The sequence below is a fragment of the Campylobacter sp. RM9334 genome (assembly GCF_020138145.1).
Taxonomy (GTDB): domain Bacteria; phylum Campylobacterota; class Campylobacteria; order Campylobacterales; family Campylobacteraceae; genus Campylobacter_E.
Genome location: NZ_JACGAX010000005.1, coordinates 58925 through 82645 on the forward strand (window position 1 = coordinate 58925; position 23721 = coordinate 82645).

At 27.1% G+C, this 23721-nt stretch carries 22 protein-coding genes, 1 other RNA gene and 3 pseudogenes; 9 read left to right on the forward strand and 17 right to left on the reverse strand.

Annotated features, from left to right (window positions below):
* Nucleotides 1-10: 10 nt before the first annotated feature.
* The 7 genes from AVBRAN9334_RS03610 to bioD form a co-directional block, all read right to left on the reverse strand.
* Nucleotides 11-1321 (reverse strand): MATE family efflux transporter, encoded by a 1311-nt coding sequence (locus AVBRAN9334_RS03610; RefSeq protein ID WP_214118797.1) that lies wholly within the window; start codon nucleotides 1319-1321, stop codon nucleotides 11-13.
* Nucleotides 1322-1369: 48 nt separating this feature from the next.
* Nucleotides 1370-2704 carry an acetyl-CoA carboxylase biotin carboxylase subunit gene (locus AVBRAN9334_RS03615; protein ID WP_214118795.1) on the reverse strand — a complete coding sequence of 445 codons (1335 nt, stop codon included), beginning with the start codon at nucleotides 2702-2704 and terminating at the stop codon, nucleotides 1370-1372.
* A 10-nt stretch (nucleotides 2705-2714) separates the two neighbouring features.
* Nucleotides 2715-3164, reverse strand: a complete 450-nt coding sequence (gene accB, locus AVBRAN9334_RS03620; protein WP_214118793.1) for an acetyl-CoA carboxylase biotin carboxyl carrier protein — start codon at nucleotides 3162-3164, stop codon at nucleotides 2715-2717.
* A 114-nt stretch (nucleotides 3165-3278) separates the two neighbouring features.
* On the reverse strand, nucleotides 3279-3983 hold the full coding sequence (locus AVBRAN9334_RS03625) for a DUF3137 domain-containing protein (RefSeq protein ID WP_336607054.1): 705 nt from the start codon (nucleotides 3981-3983) through the stop codon (nucleotides 3279-3281).
* Complete coding sequence (locus AVBRAN9334_RS03630; protein ID WP_336607055.1) at nucleotides 3980-4744, reverse strand: DUF3137 domain-containing protein; 765 nt, start codon at nucleotides 4742-4744, stop codon at nucleotides 3980-3982. The genes AVBRAN9334_RS03625 and AVBRAN9334_RS03630 overlap by 4 nt, the downstream gene beginning before the upstream one ends.
* Nucleotides 4741-5301 (reverse strand): LemA family protein, encoded by a 561-nt coding sequence (locus tag AVBRAN9334_RS03635; protein ID WP_239803579.1) that lies wholly within the window; start codon nucleotides 5299-5301, stop codon nucleotides 4741-4743. Before AVBRAN9334_RS03635 ends, AVBRAN9334_RS03630 begins: the two co-directional genes overlap by 4 nt.
* 2 nt (nucleotides 5302-5303) lie before the next feature.
* Nucleotides 5304-5900, reverse strand: a complete 597-nt coding sequence (bioD, locus tag AVBRAN9334_RS03640) for a dethiobiotin synthase (protein ID WP_336607056.1) — start codon at nucleotides 5898-5900, stop codon at nucleotides 5304-5306.
* A 53-nt stretch (nucleotides 5901-5953) separates the two neighbouring features.
* Here bioD and AVBRAN9334_RS03645 point away from each other — a divergent pair, with 53 nt between their 5' ends.
* The 5 genes and pseudogenes from AVBRAN9334_RS03645 to AVBRAN9334_RS10200 form a co-directional block, all read left to right on the forward strand.
* Nucleotides 5954-6790 (forward strand): biotin synthase, encoded by an 837-nt coding sequence (locus AVBRAN9334_RS03645; RefSeq protein ID WP_214117065.1) that lies wholly within the window; start codon nucleotides 5954-5956, stop codon nucleotides 6788-6790.
* Between the two features lie 344 nt (nucleotides 6791-7134).
* A pseudogene (locus AVBRAN9334_RS10185) lies at nucleotides 7135-7878 on the forward strand (HAMP domain-containing protein); the annotation flags it as partial.
* 117 nt (nucleotides 7879-7995) lie between these two features.
* Complete coding sequence (locus AVBRAN9334_RS10190; protein WP_442862223.1) at nucleotides 7996-8736, forward strand: methyl-accepting chemotaxis protein; 741 nt, start codon at nucleotides 7996-7998, stop codon at nucleotides 8734-8736.
* Between the two features lie 309 nt (nucleotides 8737-9045).
* Nucleotides 9046-9789: pseudogene (locus tag AVBRAN9334_RS10195) on the forward strand (cache domain-containing protein); the annotation flags it as partial.
* A gap of 354 nt (nucleotides 9790-10143) precedes the next feature.
* Nucleotides 10144-10647: pseudogene (locus tag AVBRAN9334_RS10200) on the forward strand (methyl-accepting chemotaxis protein); the annotation flags it as partial.
* A 5-nt stretch (nucleotides 10648-10652) separates the two neighbouring features.
* Here the strand turns inward: AVBRAN9334_RS10200 and AVBRAN9334_RS03660 are convergent.
* Genes AVBRAN9334_RS03660 through AVBRAN9334_RS03670 form a run of 3 tightly spaced genes read right to left on the reverse strand, consistent with a single transcriptional unit; the run spans nucleotide 10653 to nucleotide 13001 of the window.
* Nucleotides 10653-11327 carry a methyltransferase domain-containing protein gene (locus AVBRAN9334_RS03660; RefSeq protein ID WP_336607059.1) on the reverse strand — a complete coding sequence of 225 codons (675 nt, stop codon included), beginning with the start codon at nucleotides 11325-11327 and terminating at the stop codon, nucleotides 10653-10655.
* Nucleotides 11324-11911 carry a pimeloyl-ACP methyl esterase BioG family protein gene (locus AVBRAN9334_RS03665; RefSeq protein WP_336607060.1) on the reverse strand — a complete coding sequence of 196 codons (588 nt, stop codon included), beginning with the start codon at nucleotides 11909-11911 and terminating at the stop codon, nucleotides 11324-11326. Before AVBRAN9334_RS03665 ends, AVBRAN9334_RS03660 begins: the two co-directional genes overlap by 4 nt.
* On the reverse strand, nucleotides 11901-13001 hold the full coding sequence (locus tag AVBRAN9334_RS03670) for an aminotransferase class I/II-fold pyridoxal phosphate-dependent enzyme (RefSeq protein WP_336607061.1): 1101 nt from the start codon (nucleotides 12999-13001) through the stop codon (nucleotides 11901-11903). The genes AVBRAN9334_RS03665 and AVBRAN9334_RS03670 overlap by 11 nt, the downstream gene beginning before the upstream one ends.
* A gap of 48 nt (nucleotides 13002-13049) precedes the next feature.
* Here AVBRAN9334_RS03670 and AVBRAN9334_RS03675 point away from each other — a divergent pair, with 48 nt between their 5' ends.
* Entirely contained in the window at nucleotides 13050-14336 is a 1287-nt protein-coding gene (locus AVBRAN9334_RS03675) for an adenosylmethionine--8-amino-7-oxononanoate transaminase (protein WP_336607062.1), read from the forward strand.
* Between the two features lie 32 nt (nucleotides 14337-14368).
* Here AVBRAN9334_RS03675 and AVBRAN9334_RS03680 read toward each other — a convergent pair whose 3' ends face one another.
* The 3 genes from AVBRAN9334_RS03680 to AVBRAN9334_RS03690 all read right to left on the reverse strand — a co-directional run bounded on the left by AVBRAN9334_RS03680 (nucleotide 14369) and on the right by AVBRAN9334_RS03690 (nucleotide 17786).
* Nucleotides 14369-15448: an NAD(P)/FAD-dependent oxidoreductase gene (locus tag AVBRAN9334_RS03680; RefSeq protein WP_336607063.1), complete on the reverse strand. Its 1080-nt coding sequence runs from the start codon at nucleotides 15446-15448 to the stop codon at nucleotides 14369-14371.
* Nucleotides 15449-15542: 94 nt separating this feature from the next.
* A complete protein-coding gene (locus AVBRAN9334_RS03685) occupies nucleotides 15543-16481 on the reverse strand; it encodes a glycosyl transferase family 90 (RefSeq protein ID WP_336607064.1) in 939 nt (312 codons plus the stop codon).
* A gap of 24 nt (nucleotides 16482-16505) precedes the next feature.
* Nucleotides 16506-17786 (reverse strand): aminotransferase class V-fold PLP-dependent enzyme, encoded by a 1281-nt coding sequence (locus AVBRAN9334_RS03690; RefSeq protein ID WP_336607065.1) that lies wholly within the window; start codon nucleotides 17784-17786, stop codon nucleotides 16506-16508.
* A gap of 128 nt (nucleotides 17787-17914) precedes the next feature.
* Between AVBRAN9334_RS03690 and AVBRAN9334_RS03695 the strand changes: the two genes are divergently transcribed.
* Nucleotides 17915-18643, forward strand: coding sequence for an ATP-binding protein (locus tag AVBRAN9334_RS03695; protein ID WP_336607066.1), 729 nt, complete (start codon nucleotides 17915-17917; stop codon nucleotides 18641-18643).
* A 1-nt stretch (nucleotide 18644) separates the two neighbouring features.
* Here the strand turns inward: AVBRAN9334_RS03695 and AVBRAN9334_RS03700 are convergent, their stop codons facing one another.
* Nucleotides 18645-19010 (reverse strand): YbgC/FadM family acyl-CoA thioesterase, encoded by a 366-nt coding sequence (locus AVBRAN9334_RS03700; RefSeq protein WP_214117099.1) that lies wholly within the window; start codon nucleotides 19008-19010, stop codon nucleotides 18645-18647.
* A 9-nt stretch (nucleotides 19011-19019) separates the two neighbouring features.
* Nucleotides 19020-19344: RNase P RNA component class A (gene rnpB / locus AVBRAN9334_RS03705), an RNA gene on the reverse strand.
* Nucleotides 19345-19397: 53 nt separating this feature from the next.
* Between rnpB and AVBRAN9334_RS03710 the strand changes: the two genes are divergently transcribed.
* Both AVBRAN9334_RS03710 and AVBRAN9334_RS03715 read left to right on the forward strand, forming a co-directional pair.
* A complete protein-coding gene (locus AVBRAN9334_RS03710) occupies nucleotides 19398-20147 on the forward strand; it encodes a hypothetical protein (protein ID WP_336607067.1) in 750 nt (249 codons plus the stop codon).
* 68 nt (nucleotides 20148-20215) lie between these two features.
* Complete coding sequence (locus AVBRAN9334_RS03715; RefSeq protein WP_336607068.1) at nucleotides 20216-20833, forward strand: hypothetical protein; 618 nt, start codon at nucleotides 20216-20218, stop codon at nucleotides 20831-20833.
* Nucleotides 20834-20933: 100 nt separating this feature from the next.
* Here the strand turns inward: AVBRAN9334_RS03715 and AVBRAN9334_RS03720 are convergent, their stop codons facing one another.
* The gene (locus AVBRAN9334_RS03720) at nucleotides 20934-21764 is read right to left on the reverse strand and encodes a hypothetical protein (RefSeq protein WP_336607069.1); all 831 of its coding nucleotides are present in this window, start codon (nucleotides 21762-21764) and stop codon (nucleotides 20934-20936) included.
* 10 nt (nucleotides 21765-21774) lie between these two features.
* Entirely contained in the window at nucleotides 21775-23718 is a 1944-nt protein-coding gene (locus AVBRAN9334_RS03725; RefSeq protein ID WP_214150496.1) for a transglycosylase domain-containing protein, read from the reverse strand.
* Nucleotides 23719-23721: the final 3 nt, after the last annotated feature.

A 23721-nucleotide genomic window follows, 5' to 3' on the forward strand; every position in this document is an offset into this window, starting at 1 on the left:
TAAAAGATATTTATACAGCTGATTTGCTTTGCCATTTTTTACTTTTCCAACGATATGTATTAGCAAGTCCTCTTAAAAGTTCATCAACTACAAAAGCACTCCATATTCCAACCATAGCAAAATGTAAATGTATCCCTAAAATATAAGCTAAAGGAACGCTAACTCCCCACATAAAAACAATTCCAGCATAAAAAGGAAAAGCAGCATCCCCACTAGCCCTTAAAGAATTAACCATTACTATATTTAAAGCTCTTGAACTTTCTAAGAAAAAACTTATTATAAAAAGCGGTTTTATAATATTTATTAATTCATTGCTTAAACTAAGTGCTTGAAATATATAATCTTGAATTAAAAAAACAAAACTAGCATATACTAAACTACAAATTATTGCAATTTTTAATACTTTAAAACTTTGTTTATACGCTTTTTCAAATTCTTTTGCACCAACTAGCCTACCGATGATTATCTCATTAGCCACACTTAATGCAGAGCTAGTAGTAAATATAAACATTGAAATTTGAAAAAATATACTTTGAATACTTAAAGCATCTTTTCCTAATAATCCAACAAAAGCAAAAATAACCATATATTGTGCTGACCATAGTAGATTTTCTCCTGCACTAAAGCCACCTATTGTCAAAATATTTTTTAATATTTTTTTATTAATTTTAAAAAATAGCTCAAAATAAATCTTAAGTTTTGCAATCTTAAAATATATATAAATTAGCATTGCAAGGCTTACTATCCTAGAAATTACACTTGAAATTCCCACTCCAAATAAGCCTAAATCATATTTATATAAAAATATAGCATTAAAAACAATATTAACTGCATTCATAATAAGCGATACAATCATTAATTCCTTAGCCTTAGCATAAGTTCTAATGACAGATGATAAAGCTATATTTAAGCAATCTAACAATATTACATAAGCTATAGTTTGTAAATATATTAATGAATAATCAAATATATCATTAGGAACATTTAACAACCTAAGCATATTGCCATCAAAAAAATTAATTATAAAAAATATCAAAATACCTAAAACCATATTAAAAGATATACTAATATGAGCTGACCTTATTGCTAAGTTTTTGTTATTAGCGCCTAAAGCTTGAGATATTAATACACTTGAACCAATTGAAAGGAATGAAAATATAGTTGTAGCTATTATAAAAATCTGATTTGCACTACTCATAGCTCCTATTAAAAACACATTGTATCTACTAATCATAATAGTATTTATGACAATAGAGCTAAAACGAAGTAGCATTTCTAAATAAATATTTAAAGATAATTTATAAAAATTAATTTCTTTCATAGCATTACTTAGGACTAAATGAAATTCTTAAAGAATTTCATTTAGAAATTATCTTCTTGATAAATAGTTTGTATCAAATTTATTGTTTATAAAATCAGGATTTTCCATCATAGAAATATGAAAATCTTTTGTAGTTTTAATACCACTTACTATTAATTCTTGTAAAGCACATTTCATCTTATGAATTGCCATCTCTCTTGTAGGAGCCCACACAACAAGCTTACCTATCATACTATCATAAAACGGAGGAACGCTGTATCCTTGATAAACATGGCTTTCCATTCTCACATTTGCACCTGCAGGAGCTGTATATCTACTAATTGTCCCAGGACAAGGTGTAAATGTTTTAGGGTCTTCTGCAGTAATTCTGCACTCAATTGAATGACCTTTAAAATTTATCTCTTCTTGTTTAGGTAGAGCTTTTCCTTCAGCTACATTTATCATATGACGAATAATGTCTTCTCCACTACACATTTCACTTACGCAATGCTCAACCTGTAATCTTGTATTCATTTCAATAAAATAAAAGTTTTGATAATCATCTAATAAAAACTCAAATGTCCCTGCACCTTCATATCCAATAGCTTTAGCTGCTCTTATAGCAGTTTCTAATAATTTTTCTCTAGTAGCTGGCTCTAAAATTCTAGCTGGACTTTCTTCTATTAGCTTTTGATGTCTTCTTTGCATAGAGCAATCACGCTCACCTATATGAATAACATTTCCAAAACTATCTCCTATGATTTGCACTTCAATATGGCGTGGATTTTTAATGTATTTTTCAATATACATTCTACCATCACCAAATGCACTTGTAGCTTCGCTTTCAGCAGACCAATATGCTTTTTCTAAATCAGCAGCCTTTTCAACCACACGCATACCACGGCCACCACCACCTGCAGCAGCTTTTAAAATAACAGGATAGCCCATTTCTTCAGCTAATTCTTTTGCAACTTCTACTCCACTAATAGCCCCATCACTACCTGGGATTACTGGAACACCTGCTCTTTTCATAACTTGTTTAGCTTTACTTTTATCACTCATAGTATTCATAGCTTCTACGCTAGGACCTATGAATTTAATATTATGACGCTCACAAATTTCTACGAAATTTTGATTTTCACTCAAAAACCCATATCCAGGAAAAATCGCATCAGCACCACATAATTCAGCAGCACTAATAATTGATGGGATATTTAAATAACTCTCGCTTGATTTTGGACCACCAACGCAAATACTAGCATCACAATATTTTAAATATAAAGCGTCTTTATCAGCACTAGAATATATACAAATAGCTTCTTTACCCATTTCTTTAATCGTTCTAATAGCTCTTAGAGCTATTTCTCCACGATTAGCAATTAAAATCTTTTTAATCTCTCTCATTGCAACCTACTTATAGTTTTTCAACTGCAAATAATTCTGTTCCATACTCCACAGGTTGTCCATCTTCTACTAAAGCGCTTACGATTTTGCAATCAAATTCAGCTTCAATTTCATTCATAATTTTCATAGCTTCAATAATGCAAATTGTATCGCCTTTTCTCACTGTTTGACCAACTTTTACGAAACTAGCTGCCCCTGGACTTGGTGCTTGATAAAATGTTCCTACCATTGGGCTTGTAATTGCTGGATGAGTGTTTTTAGCAGGTTGTGCTTCATTTACTACATTTACATTAATTGGTGCTGGGGCACTTTGTGGCATTACTGCAGGAATTGGTGCGCATTCAACAACCGTTCCTTGCTTTTCTAAGCTAATTTCAAAATCGCCTTCTTTGATTTTGATTTTGCCTATATTTGCTTGAGCAAACATATCTATTAATTCTTTTATTTCTTCTCTTTTCATTTTCTCTCCTGATATAAAATTCTGACAATTTTAATGTTATAAATATAACAAAAATAAAATTATAACTTATAATAGCATATACTTTTAATTTCGTGTTTCAAATTCTCACATTTTTTAAAACTCGTTAACAATATTTATTATGCTTTTAAATTCTTTTGCAATATTTTCACTAAAAGAAAAATTATGAATATAAATATGCAAATAATTATCTTTATAAAAAAGACTTATTTTGTGATTAATAAGTTTTGCATTATTACTAATAATATCTAATTTCTTAGGATTTAAGAATTTAAAAACTTCTAAATTATTATTAGAATACAATTTAAAATATTTATTAAAATCTACATTATCAAGTAAAATTAAAGGCTCTTTAACTCCTAAAATATCCTTAATATCGCTATTACTAACTATTATAAAATCTTTCATTTTTATATTTTTTTTACGAATATAAATTCCTTTAAAAATATCTTTTTCTCTTTTTTTATCTTTTTGTGTGTAATAAGTATTTTTAATATTAACCTTTAAAATATCTAAATCATCTTTATTATAAGCAAATTCTATATTTAAACTTTCACTATTAATTATGCCTTTTTTAATATCGCTTATATTTGATATTTCATTAAAACTATTGCTAATGAAAAATGGTTTGATTATATTTTTATACTGAATATAGCTAATAAAAAATGATGAAATTATAATAAATACTATCAAAATAAACATTATATAAATATTTTGAAATTGCCTAGCAATACCCCAAATTAAATATATTGCCAAACACACAATACAAATTATTCTAAAAACTTTTAACAACTCTATCATTTTGCCTCATTAAATTCTTTTATAATTCTTAAAACACTTTTAAATTCATTCTCAATATTAGAAGAAAATAAAAAATTATGAATATAAATTTCTAAATATTCATCACCATAAATCACACTAAATCTATGATTTATATATTTTGCAGCTGTTACGATATTTCTTAATTTTTTAGGATTTAAAAATTTAAAATCCTTAACCATATCACTAGGATATAAAATAAATTTTTTATTAAATTCTACATTATCACTCAAATAACTAATCTTTTGATTAAATAAAATTCCATTATTAAAATATAAAAATAGCAATCTCCTATTAGCAAAAATACCAAAATTATTATGAATTTTCTTCTTAACCCTTATATAAGTTCCAAAAAAATCAATGCTTAAATACTTAATCTTAACATCAAACATACCTATACTATCAACTTTTAAAAAAGAACAAAACAAAATATCTAAACCATTTTTTCTATAAGCATTAAAAATATATGCCCTATCAGAAGCTATTAATGTATCTTTATATTTTTTCTTATCTTCAATCAAAACGAAATTATGTTTATAAAAAAACGGCAATACATATAAAAAAAGATTAAGAGTATAAATTAATAAAGCAAGTAATATTAAAGATACCGCTAAATATAAAAAATGACTAAAATGAATTAAATTCATATCCTTACTAATATAATAATCATCTATTGCTAAACATAATTTATAAAATGCAAAAACAACTAAAACTATAAAAATAAGTTTTAATGTTTTAATCATTTAAATAAATCTTTTACATTAGGATTGCTTTTAATTTCATCTTTTACTTCATAAAAATCAGCTTTTATAAAATTAAAAGCATTAGCTATTAAATTATTTGGAAAACTCTCGCAATAATTGTTATAACTTGTAACTGCTGAATTATAAGCTCTTCTAGCAGCACTAATTTGCTCTTCACAATCTTTTAAAGCATTTAAAAGATTATTAACACTTGAGTTTGCCTTTAAATCAGGGTAATTTTCAAGTTTGATATTTAAATTCCCTAAAGCTTTACTTAGTTCGTTATTTAAAGCAAATTTTTCTTTAGTATTATTTGAATACATAGCATTTTCTCTAAGTTTTACAATATTTTCTAAAGTATCTTTTTCGTATTCAAAATAAGCTTTTATAGAAGCTATTAAATTAGGTATTAAATCATATCTTTGCTGAAGCTCAACATCAATACTTGAATAAGTATTTTTTACATCATTTCTTCTTGCTATTAAAGAATTATAAGTAAAAATAACCATAATAATTACTAAAAACAAAATAGCCAAAATCACATAAATTATTTCCAAAACTAACTCCTTAAATATTTTTCAATTTCATTTTTAAATTCTTGTATCTTTTCATCTATGTTAAACTCATCAAAATACTCTAAATGAGCTATATTTACGCCCGTATAATTATAAATAAACTCATCAAGTCTAGTATCAATCTCGCCAATCATCACGACACAAACAATATCAAAACCATTATCTTGCAATGCTTTTATGCTTAAAATTGTATGATTTATCATACCCAAATAATTCCTAGCAGCTAAAATTACTTTGCGCTTATGTTTTTTCATAAAATCAATCATAGTTAAATTATCATCAATAGGACAAAAAAGACCCCCAGCTAATTCAATAATCATTTTATCATCATTAGGCAAGATTAAATCATTTATAGAATATTCAATATTATCAAGCTTTTTTGCTATGTGTGGTGATGCAGGAGTATTTAAAAATATCCCTTCTTTATGAACTTTTACATTCTTTACAAAACGCCTTAAAATATCGCTGTCTTTATTACAACCTGCTTGAACTATTTTAAAATAAGAATAATTAAAAGCTTTACACAAAGCAACACATAAATGAGTTTTACCAGCGTCAGTATGAATGCCACATATATACATTTTTATCCTTTTTAGTTAGAATAAATTGTATTTTAACAAGTAAAGGATATAAAATGAAAGAAATATTTTTATGTTCAATTTGCAATGTAAAAAGTGGAAATTGTAGCGAAGATTGTGCGTATTGCACCCAAAGTAAGCATTATAATACAAATATTAATGTATATGATTATAAGGATATTAATACTATTTTAAACGAAGCAAAAATAGCTAGTGAAGCTGGTGCTTTAGGATTTTGCCTTGTTACTTCTGGTCGTGGAATTGACAGTAAAAAGCTAGATTTTATTGCAAGAGCAGCAAGTGCTATTAAAGAAAGTGGCTTACATTTACACCTAATTGGCTGCAATGGAAGAGCTAGTTATAAGGATTTAGTATTTTTAAAAGAGCATGGAATAGATAGTTATAATCACAACCTAGAAACCGCCAAAAGCAATTTTAAAAATATCTGCACAACTCATACTTATGAAGAAAGATATGAAACTAATCAAAACGCTATAAATGCTGGACTTGGCATTTGCTGTGGTGGGATTTTTGGCTTAGGCGAAAGCGATGAACAAAGAGCTGAATTACTTGACGCTCTTGCGACTTTAAAGCCGCACACAAGTCCAATTAATTTTTATATAAAAAATGAAGCTTTAAAAATAAAAGCTAAAGAAATCACCAAAGAAGAAGCTATTAATATAATAAAACTTGCAAAAGAAAAACTACCAAATACAAGACTAATGGCTGCAGGTGGTAGAGAATTTGCATTTAAAGATGATTTTAAAGCTATGTTTGAAGCAGGGATAAACGCTATCGTGCTAGGAGATTATCTGACTACAAAAGGCGAAGAAAAACATAAAGATGTAGAACTCATCTTAAAAAGTGGCTATGAAGTAGCTAAGAGTTGCTAAAAAAATTTTATGGAATTTGAATTTTAAATCCAAATTCCATAAATAATTTATATAAAAATTTTTATATTTTTTTAAAAAAATTCAAAATACTATTAAATTAATATTTATTTTATTTGTTACAACTTAAGATACCCCCCCCCCATTGACACATATTAAAGCATTGCTATATAGATATTTAAAGGCTTAAGAATAAAAAGTAAATTTTATGCTAATATACGGAGCTTAATTTAGAAATTATTATCAATAGGAGAATGAGAATGAAAATATCTCAAAAATTAGCAATTATAATTGCTGTGTCTTTAGTGATTTTATGCTCTAGTATGATTTATTTATCAAATAGTGCGATGAAATCAATTAGCGATGATACTGATGTATCTATTGAAAAATTAGTCTTAGACGATGCTTTAAAAACTGCTCAAAGCGTTGTATATAGTGTAAATCATATGACAGACCAGTTATATTTAGATTTAAAAAGTAAAGGCATTAGTAAAGAAGTATCATACAATAACACCATAAAATACTTAAGCAATATGGATTTACATAATAAATTAGTGAATTTTTTCGCAATGGATGAAGATGGAACCTACCTAGTTCATTATGTTCAAGCAAGAGTTGGTAAAAATCATATAAATGACAAAGATATTTATGGAAAATACTTTATTCAAGATTTAATCAAATCATCAGCAAACCCAGATGGTGGATATGTTAAAACTAAGTTTTTTGATTCTATGATTAACAAAGAAAGAAATGTATTAATATACGCTCAAAAAGATATAGGTATGGGAATTATCTATGCTTGCACCGTGGATTTAGATGAAGGAATGAAAGAAATACAAAAAATCAACGACGATATGAACTCTCACATAAATGAATTTGGAATCAAATTCATAACATACGCAGTGATTATTGGGATAATAATACTTGCGATATTGATATTTTTTGTATTATTTCAAATCTCTAAACCACTTAATTATCTTACAAGTAGAGCTACTGAATTAAGTAGTGGAGATGGAGATTTAACTCAAAAATTACCTGTAAATGGTAAAGATGAAATAGCAGCAACAAGTAAAGCCATTAATGATTTTATAGAAAAAGTTAGATTATTAATCGTAGATGCTAAAAATATAAGTAGTGAAAATGCTAGTGTGGCAAATGAACTTTCTCAAAGTTCTTTAAATACAGGTCAAAGTGTTGAGCAAAGCTCAGTGATAGTAAGAGATGTAGCTAATAAAGGAGATAGTGCAAACTCTACTCTAGCAATCGGAGTTAAAGCTGCAGAAGATGGTAAAAATCAATTAGTAAATGCTCTAAAATATATAAATGATGTAAATAAATCTATTTCAGAATTAAATACAAAAATTATGCAAAGTGCGAATTTAGAAGCTGAAGTATCAGATAAGATAGTAAGACTTAGTCAAGATGCTGATAATGTTAAATCTATTTTAGAAATGATAAATGATGTAGCAGACCAGACTAATCTACTTGCACTAAATGCTGCAATTGAAGCTGCAAGAGCAGGAGAGCATGGGCGTGGGTTTGCCGTAGTAGCTGATGAAGTAAGAAAATTAGCAGAAAGAACCCAGCATTCATTAGTAGAAATAAACGCAACAATAAGTGTTATAACACAAGGTATAGAAGATGCAAGTGGTCAAATGAGCCTAAATGCAAAAAGCATTGGGGAACTAACAAAATTAGCTGATAATACTCAAAAAACTATGAACGATATGAATGAAGCTATGAATAATGTAATAGGAATTTCAAATCAAACCGTAGATGATTATATAATCACTAGCAAGGTTATGGATGATATATTATCAGGAGTTAATAATATCAATAAAATAACTCACGAAAACGCAAGAAGCGTAGAAGAAATAGCAGGAGCAGCAAATCATCTTAGCAACATTACAGAAAAATTAAACTCAAAACTAAATGAATTTAGAACTTGAGTAAATAAAGTAAGCATTTTTTGCTTACTTTTTAATATTAAAAATTTATTTATTTATTAAAATTTTAATAAATGACATTATTCATACATATTACAAATTAAGAACCCCCCCCCCATTAACACATATTTAACTACTATCATATAGATATTTAAAGGGCTAAGAATAAAAAATTAATTTTTTGATAATATTTTCATTGTAATAAAAATTATTAGGAGAGTAAAAATGAAAATATCTCAAAAATTAGCAATTATAATTGCTGTGTCTTTAGTGATTTTATGCTCTAGTATGATTTATTTATCAAATAGTGCGATGAAATCAATTAGCAATGATACTGATGTATCTATTGAAAAATTAGTCTTAGATGATGCACAAAACACTGCTAAAAGTATTATTTATGCTATAAATGATATAACTGATAATATTTATACAGAAGCGATTTCAAAAGGTTTAGGTAAAAACGAAGCTTACCAAAATACGCTGATTTATTTAAAAGATATGGATTTGCATAATAAATTAGTGAATTTTTTTGCTATGGATGAAAAGGGAAATTATCTAGTTCATTATATCCAAGATAGAATAGGCAAAAACAACTATGATGCTCAAGGAAAAAACGGAGATTATTACATAAGAGATATTATTAAAGCTGCTCAAGATAAAGATGGTGGTTTTGTTAGGACAACTTTTTTTGATAAAGCTTTAGATAAAGAAAAAGAAGTTTTAATATACGCTCAAAAAGATACAGGTATGGGAATTATCTATGCTTGTAGCATAAGCTTAAGTGAAAGTATGCAAAAAATCAATACAATCAATAAAGGTATGAATGATAAAATCAGTAGTTTTGGAATTAAATTCATAACATACGCAGTGATTATTGGGATAATAATACTTGCGATATTGATATTTTTTGTATTATTTCAAATCTCTAAACCACTTAATTATCTTACAAGTAGAGCTACTGAATTAAGTAGTGGAGATGGAGATTTAACTCAAAAACTTCCTATAAATGGTAAAGATGAAATAGCAGCAACAAGTAAAGCTATTAATGATTTTATAGAAAAAGTTAGATTATTAATCGTAGATGCTAAAAATATAAGTAGCGAAAATGCTAGTGTAGCAAATGAGCTTTCTCAAAGTTCTTTAAATACAGGTCAAAGTGTTGAGCAAAGTGCTAATATTGTTGAAAATATAGCAAATAAAGGCGACACTACAAAACAAGCATTAGATAGTGGTGTAAATGCTGCTAGTAATGGTAAAGAAAAATTAGTTGATGCAATTACATATATTAATAATGTAAATAAATCTATTTCAGAATTAAATACAAAAATTATTCAAAGTGCAAATTTAGAATCAGAAGTATCAGATAAAATTATCAAACTTAGCCACGATGCTGATAATGTTAAATCTATTTTAGAAATAATTAACGATGTAGCAGACCAAACTAACTTACTTGCATTAAATGCTGCAATTGAAGCAGCAAGAGCAGGAGAGCATGGTAGAGGATTTGCTGTAGTAGCTGATGAAGTAAGAAGTTTAGCAGAGAGAACTCAAAAAAGCCTTAGTGAAATAAATGCAACAATAAGTGTTATAGTTCAAGGTATTAAAGATGCAAGCGAACAAATGAGTATAAACGCTAAACAAATTAGCGATTTAACCCATCTTTCTGAAGATACGCAAAAAATTATGAAAGATATGAATAATGCTATGAATATGGTTATTGAAATATCTAATAACACGGTAAATGATTACATAAATACTAGCAAAGCAATGGATGATATATTGCTAGGTATGGATAATATAAATCAAATAACTCACGAAAACGCAAGAAGCGTAGAAGAAATAGCAGGAGCAGCAAATCATCTTAGCAACATTACAGAAAAATTAAACTCAAAACTAAATGAATTTAGAACTTGATTAAATCATTTACTAGCACTAACAAAAATGGCGTGGTAGTTTAAGGTATTGTGATATTTATCATTAAAGATTTTTAAATCATTTTTACCTAAAAATACCCCGCTAAAGGCATTTACTCCACTAAGTTTTAAATGCCTAAAAAGCTCAATACTTGAGCTAAAATTTAGCTCATAATCTTTCTCAAAAATCTTTATATTTTTATAATACGGCTTTAAAATCCGCTCTATTTCATCAATATTTAAATACTCAAGCCCTATGCCAAAATGCTCTTTAATTTGCCAAAGATTATTCACTCCAAAAGTGCTAAAAATTAGCTTAGAATTTGATTTAGAAATTTCATTTATTAATTTTGCTAAATCAAGCCACTGAAAACACGCATTTGAAATAACTAAATCAAAATCCATTTTAGCTAAAAATGAGTTTTCAAAATCTCTTAAATCGTGCTTTACGAAAATAAATTCCTTACCATAATCACAGCTAAAATCATTAATATCTACGCAATAAAACTCACTAAATTCTATCTTTTTAGCTACCATTTTGCTAAACTCGCCCCTATTTGAGCCAAGCTCAAGCACCCTATCAAAACGCCCATTTATTTCGCTAAGTAAAACTTCTCTCATATCATTTTGCACGATAGCATTTTTAAAATAAGTATCTTTTGCTCTTAAAAAACTTTTCATATTTCATCCCAGCTTAAAAACTCATCAAAGCAAAAATGAGAAGCATTAATTTTATTAATATTTTTAAAGCTTTTTAAAAGTGCATTTTGTGGGAAAATTTTATCATCATTTGATGAGTATGCCAAATCATAATCTTGCCAAATACAAGGCTTTTTAGAAATTTCTATAATACTTAAAAGCTCATCTTTAGGATTTTGATTAAATGCCTTATTTATCCCGCCACAATTATTTAAAAAGCTTTCTTTATCAAATCTTTTAGCCGTAATTTTAAAAAGCTTTTCGCTAATTCCAAACTCATCATCAATACCTTTTATAGTGCCATTTATCGCTATTTTTTGCACGATATTAAGCGAACTTAAATCGCACTTGCAAGACACCATAACACCCATTGAAAAAGCGATTAGTTTAATGCTTTTATAAGTTTTACAAATCTCTAAAAATCCTAAATCAAATTCCAAATAATCATAAACCATTAAAACATCATTTCTAGAAGCTAAATTATAAGCACTCGGTAAAAAGCCAAAACCACCGAAAAATAACACCAAATCACTAGAATTATTTTTATGTAAAAACTCAAATTTCATAAAAAGCCTTAGCAAAATTATCTAAATCGCTAAAATCCATACTAGCATTTATTGATAGTCTTATTCCTGTATCTTTAATAGCCACGGTTGGAGTTTTTATACTTGGAGCATAAAAGCCTTTTTGCATAAGTTTTGCCGAGTAAAAATTAGCTTTTTCATTATCTCCTAAAACTATCATTTTTATATAACTAACGCCCTTTATTTTATCTTTTAGCAATTCATTTAAATATGAGCTAAGATTTTGTAAATGCTCTCTTAATTTATCAAAATTAGCCAATTTTGAAAACACAAAATGCGAATAAGCTACATTAATAGGTGGTAAAGCGGTTGAATAAATTAACCCCCTAGCCTTGTTTATAAAAAAATCTTTTGCTTCTTTTGAGCAAATCATCGCAGCACCCATACTAGCAATGCTTTTACCAAATGTAAGAACTAAAAAATCAATGTCTTTTAAGTATCCAAGTCCTAGCCCATTAATGCCGAGTGAACCAACACTATGTGCTTCATCAACATAAAGCATAATATTTTTATATTTTTTCTTAAGTTCTAAAAGCTTATCAAGTGGTGCAAAATCTGCATCCATACTATATAAACTCTCGCAAATTATTATGATTTTTTCATAATTTAAATTCGTTTGCAATAATTTTTCTAAATCATTTATATCATTGTGTTTAAAGCGTTTAAAATTAGAATGCTTTATGCCATCAATAATACTTGCATGAACTTTTTTATCAGCTAAAAAAAGCGTATTTTTTAAAGTAGCTAAAGCACTTAAACAACTATAATTTAGCAAAAACCCGCTACTAAATAAAAGCGCTTCATTTTTATATAAAGACGATAAGTATTCTTCAAACAAAAAGTATTCATCTCCACCGCCACCAAGACTTCTACTAGCACTTGAGCTAAGTGCAAAATGATTTTTTAAAAACTCCCGTTCAAGCTCACCGCTACTTGCAATTCCTAAATAATCATTACTAGCAAAATTAAGCAGTCTTTTATCATTAAAAATCACAAATTTACCATCATTTTTAAATCTTTTTAGTTCTCTAAAATTATTTTCTTTTTTTAATTCATTTAATAAGTTTTGCATTTTTATCCTTTATAATAATTTTAATTAAAATTTATAAAGGAGTTATAAATGCAAGAAGAATTAGTAAAACTTGATTTAGCACATATTTGGCACCCTTGCACACAAATGAAAGAGCACGAATTTGTGCCATTAATCCCTATAAAAAGGGCAAAAGGTGTGTATTTATATGATTTTAATGATAAATCATATATTGATTGCGTTAGCTCTTGGTGGGTAAATCTTTTCGGACATAGCAATGATTATATAAATAGCAAAATTTACGAGCAATTAAACACCTTAGAGCATATCATAATGGCTGGATTTTCTCACGAAAGCATTATAAGATTATCAAAAAGACTTACTGATTTACTACCAACTAAGCTTAATAAATGCTTTTATGCTGATAATGGCTCAAGTGCTGTTGAAGTAGCACTTAAGATGAGTTTTCATAAAAATCTTTTGCAAGGAAAATTAAAAAACAAATTTTTATCACTTAATAATTCTTACCACGGAGAAACGATAGCTGCACTAAGCGTAAGCGATGTTGAACTTTATAAAAAGACTTATAAACCACTTTTGCTTGAATGCTTAAACACCCCTGCACCAAGTGGACTAGATTATGAAAATGAATTAAAAGAGCTTGAAAAATTACTTGAAAAAGAGCATAAAAACATAAATGCCTTTATCCTTGAGCCTTTAATTCAGTGTGCAGGTTCAATGAATATGTATTCAGCTAAGTTTATCAAAAAGGCTTGTTGGTTAGCAAAATCTTATGATATTGATATAATTTTTGATGAAATTGCCGTTGGATTTGGAAGAAGCGGGACTATGTTTGCTTTAGAGCAGTGTGAAATTGTGCCTGATTTTTTATGCCTTAGCAAAGGGCTTAGCGGTGGGTATTTACCAATTAGTGTAGTAATTACAAATGATGAAATTTATAATGAATTTTATGCTCCATATAGCGAATACAAGGCATTTTTGCATTCACATAGCTATACAGGAAATGCACTTGCTTGTGCTGCTGCGAATGCAACTTTGGATATATTTAATAAAAATAATGTTATAAATCAAAATAAAATTAAAAGCGAGTATATAAACTCACTTTGGCAAGGATTTGCTGAATTTAAAAGTGTGCGAAATGTTAGGCATCAAGGAATGGTATTTGCATTTGATATAGAGCATTTTAATCCTAGATTTGGGCTTGAAGTGTATCTAAAAGCACTTGAATATGGGTTGCTTTTAAGACCACTTGGCAATACGATTTATTTTATGCCACCTTATGTAATCAATAACGATGAGATAAATTATGTAATAAATAGTATAAAAGAGATTTTGAGATTTAAGAATTTGAAATGAGAATTTCAAATTCTTAAAATTGTTTTAATATTTTACTTTAGAGTTTCACTCCATTCTATTTCGGTTAATTTTTTAAGACTTTTTGCCATAAAACCACTATAAGTTTTACCTAAAATAACGCCTATTGCATAGTCTTTTCCAACCGAACAAATGCTACCTTTATCATTGTATTTAAAAGGTTCGTTAAACTCAATTCCTTCAAGTCTTGCATTTAGTCTTTTTGCTAGGTATTTTCCTTGCTTACAAGCAATTTGTGCAGTAGGTGCGAAATTTGAAACAATCGCTAAATCTCCTAAAACATAACAATTATCAAAATTAGGTGCCATTAAATATTCATTTACTAAAACTCTATTATTTTTGTGATTAAAGCCACTATTTGCAATCACTTCGCTACCCTTAACTCCAGCTGTAAAAATTATAGTTTTTGCTTTTATATAATTATTTTCATCGTTTAAGAATAATTTATCATCAACTTTTTTGATTATTTTATGAGAGCTTAGAACTTTTACGCCTAGATTTTCTAAATAATTTCTAGCTTTTTTAGCTAAATCTTTAGTATAAACAGGCAAAATCTCATCCATTGCTTCAACCAAATATAAATTAATACTAATTCCTAGATTTTTGCAAGTTGTAGCAATTGAGCCACAAAGCTCTACTCCGCTAAGCCCCGCACCACAAATAATTACATTTTTATTCTCATAAAGCTCAAGATTTTTATAAAGTGTTTCAGCAGTTTTTAAAGCGTTTTTATAATTTATAATATTTAAGCATTCATCAAGTCCAGCAATGCCAAAAGTATTTACACTCGCACCAAGTCCAACATAAAGCTCATCATAATCATAATTTGCATTCTCACAAATAACCTTGCCATTTTCAATACTTTTTACATTATCACAAATTAAGGTTATATCTTTAGGCAGTATGCTTTTTAGATTTATCACTATGTCTTTTTCGCTTTCTCTTGCTGCTATTTTGTGTAGTTCTGTCGTTTTATAATGATAAGAATTATTGTTTATTAGTATAAATTCTGCTTTTCTTAGATTTTTCTTTTTAATCTTTTTAATTAGGCTTAAATTTGCATACCCAGCACCTAAAAATACAATCTTTCTCATAAACTCTCCTTTAAAAATATTTAATAAATATTAAATTATTTTTACTTTAATTCATATTAAATATTAATAAAGTTTAAAATAAAATTTATATATTTTAAATTCCATCAAATAATTCAATTACAAAATTATCTAATTTAATTTGATTTGAATAATAAAAATACTTCGCTAAAACCAAAATACCAAGCAACTCTTCTATATTAGGATTTAAAAATTGTTGTATATATTCATTTTGATTTTTAATAATTTTTTTTACTAATTTATCATTAGTTAAAGCATTATCCATTACATCTAAAATGTCACTAAAATCATCTTTAATTAATAAAAAATGCTCGTTAGGAATTAATTTTCCTTCCATAAACCAAGTTTCATATTTTAATCTTGGAGTAATTGCGATAGAATTTGAACTCATTATCCATTTAAGATTTGTAGCAACATCCCAACCTTCAAGAGAGATTATAAATTTATATTTAAGCTGCTCTTCCTTGCTTAAATAACCTGACCTATTTTTCTTATTTACATTACCTAGATTTAGTCTTTTACAATCTTTAAATTTATTAATAAAATCTATTCTATTTTGTTGAACACAAGCACCCATAAAAACAGCCAAATCCACTTTATCTTTAAAATCATTTTTATCATTTAAAAAACAAAAATGCCTTCTGATATCAAGCTTTAAAATCACATTTTTACTATAAATTGGTCTTGATTTTGTTATAGTATTTAAAAACTCGCTAGAACAATCATAAAAGAATTTATTTATCTTTAAATCTTTATGAAAATATTTGCTAACCTTGTAAAAATCAAAAGAATATGAAGTGTTTTTTAATAAGTTTTCGCCTAATTTAGAATGCTCTACATTTTCTATCTTTTTTAGCTCAAAAAAATCATTAATTTTATTGTAATAATTCAATCTATTTTTTATATGTAAAATCTCATCATTTTTTAACTTTTTTAAAGCATTTAATTTTGAAATTAATTGCATATTAAAAAACACTCTTGGAATACTTAAAGCACCAAGTCCTTTTAAATTCATAATTACTTTGCTAATAAATATTCCTTATTTTAAATTCTTATTTAGCTTTTCTATGCTTTTGCAAAGTGAGTTAATCAAATAATCAATATCGCTTAATTCGTGAGTATAATGCAAACTTATTCTTAAAAATCCAGGCTTAGCATTGAAATTTTGATTATCCACATAATTTAATAAATCATGTGCATAAGGACCAGCACAAGCACACCCAGCACGAGTTTCTATCCCATAATCATCGCTTAAAACCCTAGCTAAATCATAAGGGCTAACGCCTGTAGAATTTAGTGAAAATATAGGCAATCTATCCTTAATATTTGCAGCGTATAGTGTGATTTTGTATTTAAATTGCACTTTTTTAATAGCGTTTAAAAAATATTCTTTTAAGATATTTTCCTTTTCTTTAATCACCCCAAGCCCTATTTCATCTCTAATCCTAAAAGCTAATTCACTTTTAATAACTTGTAAAATCGCAGGAGTTCCACCCTCTTCAAGGCTTTCAGCATCGTCTAAAAACTCATAATTACTCCTACTAACATAGCCAACCGTCCCACCAGCTGCAAATGTAGGAATTTTGCCAATAAGCTCATTTTTAATAGCTAAAAATCCACTCGTGCCAACTCCGCCTAACATTTTATGTCCTGAAAAAAATAAAGCATCAAACGGAATTTCAATATTTTCATAAGGTATAGCCGAACTTGCATCAATTGCTAAAATCGCTTTATATTTTTTCGCAATTTCGCTGATTTTTGCAAGGTTTGCTCTAACTCCTGTGATATTGCTAACGGCATTAAAACTCATTATTATTTTTCTATTAGCGTTCTTTTTGCAAATTCTTTCAAGCTCGTATAAATCACTATTAAAATCCCTATGATTTAGTCTAATGCACTCGCATAAACCTTCTTTAAAACTAAGCTCATTTGAATGGTGTTCAATCGCACTAACAATTACTAAAGGCAAAGTATTTTTAGCAATATCATTAAAATAACGCTGTTTAATAAGCGGTGGAACATATATTCCTAATAATTCTTGAAATTTTTTAATAGCCGCAGTTGAGCCACTCCCACAAGCAATCAAGCTATAATTAGAATTTAATCCTAAGCTTTTTTTGATATAGCTTTTTGCGTCTTTATAGTATTTACTTGTTATTTTTGAATTTTTTGCACTATCTGAATGAGTGTTGGCATATGTTTTTAAAATATTTTGCATTTTTAATTCAATTGATTTTAGTGCCAAAGCACTTGCTGTGTAATCAAAATATTTTGTATTTTCATCTAAAATTATGTCGCTTTTTAGCTCACTAATTTGCATTTTTGCCCTTTGTAAAAATAATTAAAGTAAAATTAGCACAAAAAAATTAAGGGGTAGTTATAGAATTTTTAGACTTTATTAAAAGATATCCGCATTTTTATTTAGACGAAGCGTTAGACTTTTATTCTGTGTTTGGAGATAAGAGTTTTAAACCTAGTTTAAATGATATTAATTATTATATAAACGAGCTAGTAAATACATATAATCCTTACGAATTTGAAATAAATGAAAGCGAATGCAAGGCACTAATTCACTACGCTAGAAAATCTCGCTTGGAGTTTTCTATCAACAAATACGGCTCAAGATTTAAAGCTAGAAAAAGCTTTCATTCCTTGATTAATCGTGGTTTTTTAAGACTTGAATTAAATAATGATTTATTGAGTTTTAAGAGATTTTATCCACAAAATAAAGTTATTTTTAATTCTAATTACACTAGATTTTATTTTTATTTTTTAAAAGCAATGGAGAAAATAATTTTAAAAGATAAAGAATTAGCCTTAAAATTAATTAATGAAAAATTTTATGAATATCAGTCGTTTATTTACGAGCAAATCGCTTGTGAGTGGTGCGAGAAGAGATTTAATATAAAAGGCATTAAGAGTATTTGGGGCAAAGATTATGAATGTGATATTTTTTATGACAATTACGAAATATCTTTATTAGGCGAAGTGAAATTTAATGGCAAAAAAATGTGTATTAGCTCGTATTCAAAACTCATTCAAAAAGCTAGATATTTGGATTTTGAACCTGATTATTTTATACTTTTTAGCAAAAACGGCTTTAGCAAAAAACTTCTAGCTTTAAATGATAAAAGACTAATACTAGCTAATCACGAAAATTTTAAAGAATTTATATAAATTATTTACTCAAATATTCTTTTAATTCTTCGCTAATTGGGGATAGTTTGCCATCTTTTATATGAACTAATTTTATAAAAGCTTCAAAAATAGCTTTATCATCTTTATAAATTATTTGCTTTAATTCTAAACAATATTTATCAAATCCTACAAGAATATTTTTAACTTCTAAAATATCTCCTAATTTAGCAGGTGCTTTATAAATAGCCTTAATTTCTCTTAATGCAAAAGGATTTTCTTTTAATAAATCTTTTCCTTCATTAGCAAAAAACCATTCGCTCCTAGCTCTTTCACAATATTTTAAATAATTTGTATGATAGACAATCCCCATACAATCAGTATCTTCATAATAAACTCTAATTTGCATCCTAATCCTTAAAAGAGTATGGCTATAAGCCGGGTTTTGTCTTGGATAATCATTTATCTACTTACTATTTCACAATAGCACTCTAGCGAAGGGTTTAAAATATAAGATAAAAACCACCCCTTCTTGCTGCAGGTTGGGTTTATAAGCTGAATTGCTTTTACTCGCATAATCACTGGTGGGCTCTTACCCCGCCGTTTCACCTTTACCTAAAATTAGGAAGTTTATTTTCTGTTACACTTTCCCTTAGATTGCTCTAGCCATCTGTTAGATGGAACCTCATCTTATTGCAGCCCGGACTTTCCTCTTAATTAAAAGCGATTATCCACCATACTCTTACGCCATTTTAACTAAGCTTGTTTAAGATAAAGAAAATTAAAGGAGTAAAAAATGTATAAATATAATTTATATTATCCAGCGGGAAATACTACGGCTTTGGTTGTTGGAATTAATAATTTAGATTTTAAAAGTATAAATAATGAGATTTTAGCTAAGCATAAAGATGTTGAACAAGTTGGCTTTATACAAGATTATGAATTAAAAATGGCAGGTGGAGAGATTTGTTTTAATGCTTTAAGATGTGCTGGAAAGTATTTTTTAGATACTAATAATTTAAAAACTACAAAAATTAAACTAAATGATAAAGATTATTTATGCGGTATTAGTAGCAGTGATTTTATAAAAGATAATAATATTAAAAAACTATATAAAGATGATAATTTTTATTATTTAAGATTTAAAAATGAATATAAATTAAATAAGCTTGATGATGATATATATTATGTAGATTTAGGAGATATTTTTCATATTATTTATACGAAAAAATTAGATTTATCTAAAATTAATTTAAAAGAATTTGCATATTCATATTTAAAAGATAATGATTTTTTAGACAAAAAAGCAAGTGGTTTTATGTATTTACAAGGTGATTGTCTTGAGCCTATTGTCTGGGTAAGAGATATTAAGACTTTATTTTATGAGAGTGCTTGTGGGAGTGGGAGTTTTGCTAGTTATTTATATTGTAATGAAATTTTAGGTAAAAATTATTTAGCACTAAAACAACCTTCAAATGAATATTTGTTTTTAAGAGAAGTTGATGGCTTTATAGAAATTAGCTCAATTATTAAAGATATTTTGTAAATTAATATCATATTAACATATATTTTATATATCAATTTAATAACAAATATCAAATCTAAAGGATAAAAATGTTTAAAAATATATTTTTAAAAACTCTTTTAAATATATTTTTATTAAATTATAAAGCAAGTTTAAGCACAGCAGATTTTTTTAAATTTTGGGGCATTTTACTTTTAATTTTAAGCTCTTATATGTTTTTTGGTTTTTTAATGTTTAAAATGGGAGTAATTAAAAGTATTTTTACTTTTCAAGCATATTTTATAGATATATTGATACTACCATTTTTTAGCATATTATTTTTAAGTCTTATTTATAAGGCAAATTCTTATAAATCTTGGTTATTTTGTGCTGATTTATTTTTGATACCTTTATTTGTTTTACTTGTATTTTTTGGGGTATTTTATATAATATTAATATTTATTTTATATGTTATTATTATGATTTTTAATACAAATTCTACAAATCTTAATATAAAATTAAATAAAAAATCTTTAATTTTTAGGCTTATAACTATTTGTTTTTTAATTTTTATAGCATTTATATTCCCGCCTGATATAAAATTTATAAAATATGGATACGGAATTGATTATATTAGTTTTTTAACTTTTTTAAATTTTGCATTTTTAATCCCTAGTTTTGCTACTATTTTGATATATTTTCTTAAAAATTATAAAAGTTTAAAATAAGTGAATAATTTAATATTTCAACTTTATAAAATATAGCTATATATTTGATAGTAATATATAATTAATACTAGATTTTAAATTGAATTAGAATTTAAAATACTTAGGAATTAAAATAACTTAAAATTTTTTCTTTGTTTAAAATAAATTCTTTATCAATCTCTGTCATTTTTAATTGTGAAAAATCAAATTCATCATAAGGAATTAAATTATCTTTAGTAGCTAAATGAATACGAGATTTTTTCATTAACGGAAAATGAAGACTTATTATATTTTCTGCTTTAATAAAATTAAAAAAGTTATAATTTAAAAATTCACAACCCATATCTTTATCAATGCAAAAATTAGTATCTTTATTTCTTAACAATAACCAATGGTCATCTCCTATTTTATAAAAATTCTTTAAAAAATATAATTTACCATCACTATAATGCATATTAAGAGCAGGCAAATAAATACTATCAATAATGCTTTTTGGTTGCATTAATACCTTTTTTAATGCAATTTCATTATAAATATGGTCACAATCAATTTTAATTAACCAATTATTAAGTGGAATTTTATCAAGAACAAAATTATAATAAGTATCCAATCTATACTCTTCTTTAATATCATTTAAATACATTGTCTTACTTGGAGGTATAACCTTATATGGATATTCAAATGCTATAAAATTTGGATTATTTTTACAAAATTGTTTAATTACTTCACTAGTTCCATCATCTTTACCAAATTCATCTAAGTGATAGCCTAGAACTCCTCTTGTAATACCCCCCCCCACTATTGTTTTTAGTGTTGCCTCTATTGTTTCTATTTCATTATAAACCCTTATAAAAGCATAAGGATTTATAGTTTTAATATCATTATTAAATAAAGATAAAATCTCATACTTTCTTTTAATACAACTTCTTAAAATTTTATTATATATTTTCATAATAACTTACCTAAAACATTAATCCATCTTCTTCTTGTTGTTTTAATATATCATTTCTACTTGCTTTTGGTAAAGGTGATTTGTCTGTATAAAACCAAGTTTTACCATCAATTACTCTTTTTTCAACGCCTTTTGGTATATCAAAAGTTCTTTTAATATTTGGATTTTCTGCTAAATATTTTTGCATAAAATATCTAAATACAGGAGCAGCCGTTCTAGCACCACCTTCATAATATTTCATAGGCTTATTATTATCATTACCATACCAAGTTATTACTTGAATACTAGGCGTAAAACCTACAAACCAAGCATCTATACTTTTATTTGATGTCCCTGTTTTTCCAGCTACTTCAAGTCCTGCAATTCTTGCTGCACCACCAGTTCCGGCTGCGACAACATTTTTCATCATATCAATCATTAAATAAGCTTGTTCAGGTTTTACAAATTCTTCTGCTTCTTTGGTTTTTAACTCAATTTCATTACCAAATTTATCAGTAACTTTTGTAATCAATCTAATAGGTTGTTTTGTTCCATAATTTGAAATAATGCTATAAAGTTCAGCGTAATTATAAGGACTAACCCCAAAAGAACCTAATCCTATTGATAAATCTTGTGGAACATTTGTAAAACCAAATTTAGTAATTGTTTGATGAACAAAACTAAGGCTAGTATCAAGTAATAAGTTAATTGTAGCTAGGTTTCTACTTTTTGTAAGTGCTTCTTTAAGAGTGATTAAACCATTAAAATCTTTTCCATAATTTTTAGGCTTCCAAATCATTTTCTTACCCTGTGCATCACGAGTTTCAAATACTCTTGCAATATCAGCAATCTCGCTAGCAGGTGAATAGCCAAGATTTAAAGCTGTAAGATATACAAATGGCTTAAAGCTTGAACCCACTTGGCGATTACTCATAGTAGCACGATTAAAATTACTTTTATAATAATCAACCCCACCAACTAAAGCTAAAATATCCCCGCTACTAGGCTCTGTAACTATCATAGCTCCATTGATTTGATTTAAATCTATATCTTTATCTCTTTTGATAAGTTCATCATATCCAAACTTAATAGCTTCTTCAGCTATTTTTTGAGTATTCAAATCAACACTAAGTTCAACTCTATAACCACCTGTTTTAATGTCTTCAATTCCCATAGCTTGTAATTGTCTAATAGCTTCATCTATTACATAAGGAGCTTTATTTTGGGTTAAACTCTCATCATAAACAATCGGTTTTAAAGCTACATTTTGTTTATATTCAGCTTCACTAATCCAGCCTAAATCATACATTCTTTTTAAAACCGCATTAGCTCTTGAAAGCGATAAATCAATTCTTTTTGTAGGATCATATGTGCTAGGAGCTTTTGGTAAGCCAACTAGCATAGCCATTTCTTTAAGGCTAAGTTCGTTTAATTCCTTATGAAAATACCCAGCAGCAGCTGTTTTAATCCCATAATATCCATGCCCTAAAAATATAAAGTTTAAATATCTTTCTAATATTTGTTCTTTTGTTAGATTTTTTTCAATTTCATAACTAATTATTGCTTCATTTATTTTTCTTTTAATACTTTTTTCACTTGTTAAATAATGATTTTTCACAAGTTGTTGAGTAAGAGTTGAAGCACCTTCTGCTAAGCGACCTTTTTGAATATCTTTAATAATTGCTCTAAAAATAGCATCAATATTAATTCCTTCGTGTTCAAAAAAACTCGTATCTTCAATGGCAATTAATGCTTCAATTAGTCTTGGTGGAATTTCTTCAAATCTAGCATAAGCTCTATTTTCGTTAAAAACATTTGCAAGTAAAGTGCCATTTCTATCATAAAATTGAGTTGTAAGGTCTAAATCAAATTCCTTATAATCAATATCTTTATTTTCAACAACATTTAAAAAATATCCTAAAACAACACAGCCTAAAATTCCACAAACAGCTATAAAATAAATAATGTATTTCAAAAA

What these genes read in the sequence shown, in the direction of transcription:
- AVBRAN9334_RS03610 (WP_214118797.1), bottom strand. Translation starts at nt 1,321, where the DNA reads ATGAAAGAAATTAATTTTTATAAATTATCTTTAAATATTTATTTAGAA.
- AVBRAN9334_RS03615 (WP_214118795.1), bottom strand. Translation starts at nt 2,704, where the DNA reads ATGAGAGAGATTAAAAAGATTTTAATTGCTAATCGTGGAGAAATAGCT.
- accB (WP_214118793.1), bottom strand. Translation starts at nt 3,164, where the DNA reads ATGAAAAGAGAAGAAATAAAAGAATTAATAGATATGTTTGCTCAAGCA.
- AVBRAN9334_RS03625 (WP_336607054.1), bottom strand. Translation starts at nt 3,983, where the DNA reads ATGATAGAGTTGTTAAAAGTTTTTAGAATAATTTGTATTGTGTGTTTG.
- AVBRAN9334_RS03630 (WP_336607055.1), bottom strand. Translation starts at nt 4,744, where the DNA reads ATGATTAAAACATTAAAACTTATTTTTATAGTTTTAGTTGTTTTTGCA.
- bioD (WP_336607056.1), bottom strand. Translation starts at nt 5,900, where the DNA reads ATGTATATATGTGGCATTCATACTGACGCTGGTAAAACTCATTTATGT.
- AVBRAN9334_RS03645 (WP_214117065.1), top strand. Translation starts at nt 5,954, where the DNA reads ATGAAAGAAATATTTTTATGTTCAATTTGCAATGTAAAAAGTGGAAAT.
- AVBRAN9334_RS03660 (WP_336607059.1), bottom strand. Translation starts at nt 11,327, where the DNA reads ATGAAAAGTTTTTTAAGAGCAAAAGATACTTATTTTAAAAATGCTATC.
- AVBRAN9334_RS03665 (WP_336607060.1), bottom strand. Translation starts at nt 11,911, where the DNA reads ATGAAATTTGAGTTTTTACATAAAAATAATTCTAGTGATTTGGTGTTA.
- AVBRAN9334_RS03670 (WP_336607061.1), bottom strand. Translation starts at nt 13,001, where the DNA reads ATGCAAAACTTATTAAATGAATTAAAAAAAGAAAATAATTTTAGAGAA.
- AVBRAN9334_RS03675 (WP_336607062.1), top strand. Translation starts at nt 13,050, where the DNA reads ATGCAAGAAGAATTAGTAAAACTTGATTTAGCACATATTTGGCACCCT.
- AVBRAN9334_RS03680 (WP_336607063.1), bottom strand. Translation starts at nt 15,448, where the DNA reads ATGAGAAAGATTGTATTTTTAGGTGCTGGGTATGCAAATTTAAGCCTA.
- AVBRAN9334_RS03685 (WP_336607064.1), bottom strand. Translation starts at nt 16,481, where the DNA reads ATGAATTTAAAAGGACTTGGTGCTTTAAGTATTCCAAGAGTGTTTTTT.
- AVBRAN9334_RS03690 (WP_336607065.1), bottom strand. Translation starts at nt 17,786, where the DNA reads ATGCAAATTAGTGAGCTAAAAAGCGACATAATTTTAGATGAAAATACA.
- AVBRAN9334_RS03700 (WP_214117099.1), bottom strand. Translation starts at nt 19,010, where the DNA reads ATGCAAATTAGAGTTTATTATGAAGATACTGATTGTATGGGGATTGTC.
- AVBRAN9334_RS03710 (WP_336607067.1), top strand. Translation starts at nt 19,398, where the DNA reads ATGTATAAATATAATTTATATTATCCAGCGGGAAATACTACGGCTTTG.
- AVBRAN9334_RS03715 (WP_336607068.1), top strand. Translation starts at nt 20,216, where the DNA reads ATGTTTAAAAATATATTTTTAAAAACTCTTTTAAATATATTTTTATTA.
- AVBRAN9334_RS03720 (WP_336607069.1), bottom strand. Translation starts at nt 21,764, where the DNA reads ATGAAAATATATAATAAAATTTTAAGAAGTTGTATTAAAAGAAAGTAT.